We start from the raw sequence: 4447 nt of genomic DNA, 5'->3' as shown, positions 1-4447 counted from the left end.
CAAAAATAGGAACTGCAACGGCACCAGCAGGATTATAACGAGAACAAACGCCGTCGCCGTCACCAGAAAACGCAACCACGCGATCATTCAGCGGCTCTTTTTCAAATCGCGGCGCATCGTCAAGGCAGCCGAGCGTCCTGCCGCCGTTTCATAGTAGCCCGGCCGCTTTCCAACCTGCTTGAAACCAAGTCTGCGATAGAGCGCCAGTGCCGGGATATTGAGTTCGTCGACCTCGAGAAACAGCATAGTTGCGCGCGCATTGTGCAGGTAACGGAGCGCTGCATCCATCAGAGCGTGGCCAAGACCCTTGCGCTGTGACTGGGGTGAGACAGCGATTGTCAGTATTTCCGCCTCGTCCAACACGAGACGTGCCAAAACGAACCCGCCCGGCTGTGCTTTGCGGTTGCCCTCTTCTCGAGCAATAAACCCGAAAACCTTGTCATCGACGATAAGGGCATGAAACTCCTCGTCGCTCCACGGTTGCCGAAATGTCCTCTCATGAATCCTGGCCAGATGTGGTGCATCCTCCGGAAGTACCGGCTCAATCACAAATTGTTGCGACCGCATGGCGTCGAATGGAAAGCCGATCATTCGACGATCTTTCTTTTCAGAACGAAACCCTGCTGCTGCTTGACATCAAGACCACGCAGATAAAGCGGCCTTGGCGCTTCGCCGTCGTCCCTCCGCAATGCGCCGAGCCGCGCGAAGGCTTCTATGCTTCCTGTCGCCGTGATTGCGGCGATGTCGAGAGGACGACCAAGCTCTTTTTCGATTAGAATTGCACCCGAACCCGCGAGCCCATGCTCGCTGCCTCGTTCTTCCAATTGTTTTATAATCAAGGGCAAGGTCGTCACCATTGGCTCCGACGCCGCCGATCCATCCTCGCCAAAGAATTGAGCATAGAGCTCGTCACGCCGTGCATCGATAATCGAAAGAATCGGTCGATGCGAAAATTGCTTGGCAGCATCATAAGCGAGTGCCTGAAGGGTACTGATCCCAACTGCCGGACATTTCAGCGCAAGTGCGAAGCCCCGCGCTGTCGAGACGCCGACTCGGACGCCTGTAAACGAGCCGGGTCCGATGCTGACAGCAATCTTGCCAATATCCGTGATGGAAACTTGGGCCGTAGCTGCCACCTGCTCGACCGCGGTCATCAATCGCTCGGCATGCCCTTGGCCGATATCTTCGCTTAACGCCGCCAGTATAGCCCCTGTTTCAACGTCGAGAACGGCGACGGAGCAGAGATTGGCAGCGGTATCGAGCGCAAGCAGTTTCATGCGCCTCGCCTAAACAAGAATCAGCCAGCACACAAGTGGGCGGATGTGGCAGTTCGGATATAGAACTCACGTTCCGCGCAATCCCAGCCCATCTCCCTTCTATGAAATCGGACAGCTTCCGGCAGTTACATCGAAACTTTTTGATACCAGTTCCCGACCGGACAGGTCACGTAACGAGATCGTCCACTCCCCGGAGACGAGTTCGAAGTCCCTTTCGAAAACCCAGCCGGCGTAACGGCGCAGGGAGGTCGCACTGTCAGGCCAGCTGCTTTTCAGCATCGATCGGCCGTCCTGTGTTTTGATCATTGGATGGAAAACCACGACCATTATTGGAAGGACCGCCTCACCGACATCCGACGTTCTGTAGAGGACACCGAAACTTGTGCCGATGCACGCCCGGATTTTCGTGGTTCGCGTGACATCGACAGGGCCTTCGACCAGCCGGTTCACACCTGTTGGCGTATCGGGTGAAACTTCGGATCCGACTTCTTTCGGGCTCGTCAGCCCCCAGTCGACGATCTCTACTGCCGAGATTTGTCCTTCTTCAGCCAGGCCAGTGTTCCACACCATCACAGCGGTGAGGAACATAAGGTATCTGACRTAGTGAGCCATATGTCCGTTGACCTAGGTCTGCTTTGCCTTCAACTCGAGCCGACGGCGATGCAAGACCGGTTCCGTATAGCCATTCGGCTGTTCGCGACCTTTGAAAACGAGGTCGCATGCCGCTTGAAAGGCAATCGAACCGTCGAAATCAGCGGCCATTGGGTGATAAAGGGGATCGCCAGCGTTCTGCTTGTCGACGACCGCTGCCATTCGCTTCAGCGTCTCAAGCACTTGCGCCTCGCTGGCCACACCATGATGCAGCCAATTGGCGATATGCTGCGCGGAGATGCGAAGCGTTGCGCGGTCTTCCATCAAGCCGACATTGTTGATATCCGGCACCTTGGAACAGCCGACGCCTTGGTCGACCCAACGCACGACATAACCAAGAATCCCTTGAGCATTGTTATCAAGTTCGCGCTGAATATCCTCCGGCGTCCAGTTGGGCCGGGATACGACGGGTACGGATAGAATATCGCTGAGCTTGGCGCGCCCGCGCTTTTTCAAACTGGCCTGGACGTCGGCGACATTGACCTTGTGGTAATGGGTGGCATGCAGTGTTGCCGCTGTGGGGGATGGTACCCAGGCGGTATTGGCACCGGCTTTCGGATGCGCGATCTTCTGCTCAAGCATCGCCGCCATCAGGTCGGGCATGGCCCACATGCCCTTGCCGATCTGCGCATGACCTGAAAGTCCGCACTCGAGACCTACATCGACGTTCCAGTCCTCATAGGCGCCGATCCAGGCGGCCTGTTTCATGTCGCCCTTGCGGATCATGGGACCGGCTTCCATTGATGTGTGAATTTCATCGCCCGTACGGTCGAGGAAGCCAGTGTTGATGAAGACGACGCGTTCCTTCGCAGCACGTATGGATTCCTTCAAGTTGACCGTGGTGCGTCGTTCCTCATCCATGATTCCCATCTTTACGGTGTTCGGCTGCATACCCAGCAGCGTCTCAACCCTTCCAAACAGCTCAGAAGCGAATGCTACCTCTTCCGGACCGTGCATTTTTGGCTTGACCACATACATGGATCCGGCGCGGGAATTCATGTGGCGGCCGTCCGGTCCTATGTCGTGGAGCGCAGCCAAAGCGGTAATCGCCGCATCCATAATGCCTTCGGGAACCTCGTTGCCCTCGCTGTCGAGGATAGCAGGATTGGTCATCAGATGGCCGACATTGCGCACCAGCATCAGCGAGCGTCCAGGTACGGTCAGAGGCTTGCCGTCCTTGCCTGTGTACTCCCGATCTGCATTGAGTTTGCGCGTAACCGTCTTGCCGCCCTTCTCGAATGTATCTTCGAGATCGCCATTCATCAGGCCGAGCCAGTTGCGGTAGGCGACAACCTTGTCCTCTGCATCGACGGCGGCAACGGAATCCTCGCAATCCTGAATCGTGGTCAGAGCCGTTTCCAATAAAACATCGGCGATATGTGCGGAATCTGTTTTGCCAATCGGATGATCGGTATTGACAACGATCTCGACATGCAGGCCATTCTTCACAAGAAGAATTGCGGCTGGAGCCGTCGCGTCGCCGCGATAACCGGCAAACTGTCCTTCATCTTTTAGCGCAGCAAGCTTGCCATTGGCCTTCAGAATAAGCTTATGATTTTCGATACTCAGGCCGGAAACATCGGCCCAGTGTGCACCATTCAGTGGCGCGCTGTCGTCGAGAAACGCTTTGGCCCAGGCAATCACCTTCGATCCCCGAACCGGATTGAACGCTTTGCCTCTTTCGGCGCCACCAGCATCCGGAATGGCATCCGTCCCATACAGTGCGTCATAGAGCGACCCCCAGCGCGCATTGGCGGCATTGAGCGCATAACGGGCATTCATCACGGGAACGACAAGCTGCGGACCAGCGACAACAGCAATTTCAGGATCGACATTGCTGGTTGAAACGGCGAAGGCAGCTCCTTCTGGCAGCAGGTAGCCGATCCCCCTTAAGAAGGCCTCGTATTCTTCGTGGCTGTAACCGCTATCTCGCTTGCTCTTGTAAAAATCGTCCAGCTTCTGCTGAAATGCATCGCGTTTTTGCAGGAGTGCGCGGTTTTTTGGGGCCAGATCTTCGACAATCTGTGCAAAGCCGGACCAGAATTGCGCCGCATCGATACCGGTACCCGGGATAGCTTCATTGGCCACGAAGTCATGAAGTTCCTTCGCTACCCTCAAGCCATTCATCTCGATGCGTTCAACCATGGTTCATTCCTTAAATTTTCGCAGGCCTACCCTTGAACACGCAGAAGCATTGTCAGTCAATTCTTCAATAGCAGCAGAATTCGAGCCTAATTGGAGCGAATGCTTTTCAATGCGCAATGCGCGGCCTGCCGGAAGCCGTTGCTATCACCACCGCTTCGATGAACTTGCGCTGATCCTCGACTGTGGCGGCGCTGACGTCACGAGTGGTGCTGATCTGCGCTTCATCGGTTCCAGCTTCCAGGGCCAACTGCGCGACTTGATGCTCCAGCGTTGTTTCGGCGAAGGCGATCGATTCTTCTTCAATCTGGAAGTCCCTGACGATCTCCCCGGCCATGACGCGGAAGATGCCCTCGGCGGGCTGGCTGATATGGGCC

General features: G+C 56.0%; 4 protein-coding genes and 1 pseudogene. All 5 read right to left on the bottom strand.

The genetic code is table 11. The features are described 5' to 3' along the window. Positions 1 to 87: 87 nt before the first annotated feature. Positions 88 to 591, bottom strand: a complete 504-nt coding sequence (gene rimI / locus ACXJ5O_RS19980; protein WP_457301417.1) for a ribosomal protein S18-alanine N-acetyltransferase — start codon at positions 589 to 591, stop codon at positions 88 to 90. Continuing rightward, positions 588 to 1277, bottom strand: a complete 690-nt coding sequence (gene tsaB, locus ACXJ5O_RS19975) for a tRNA (adenosine(37)-N6)-threonylcarbamoyltransferase complex dimerization subunit type 1 TsaB (protein WP_457301416.1) — start codon at positions 1275 to 1277, stop codon at positions 588 to 590. The genes rimI and tsaB overlap by 4 nt, the downstream gene beginning before the upstream one ends. A 99-nt stretch (positions 1278 to 1376) precedes the next feature. Further along, on the bottom strand, positions 1377 to 1865 hold the full coding sequence (locus ACXJ5O_RS19970; protein ID WP_457301415.1) for a DUF3859 domain-containing protein: 489 nt from the start codon (positions 1863 to 1865) through the stop codon (positions 1377 to 1379). A gap of 36 nt (positions 1866 to 1901) precedes the next feature. Beyond that, positions 1902 to 4073, bottom strand: coding sequence for a malate synthase G (locus ACXJ5O_RS19965; RefSeq protein WP_457301414.1), 2172 nt, complete (start codon positions 4071 to 4073; stop codon positions 1902 to 1904). A 106-nt stretch (positions 4074 to 4179) separates the two neighbouring features. After that, positions 4180 to 4447: pseudogene (locus ACXJ5O_RS19960) on the bottom strand (hydantoinase/oxoprolinase family protein); the annotation flags it as partial.

It is taken from the genome of Phyllobacterium sp. P5_D12 (assembly GCF_054049495.1).
This window is presented reverse-complemented; position numbering and strand designations above follow the sequence as displayed.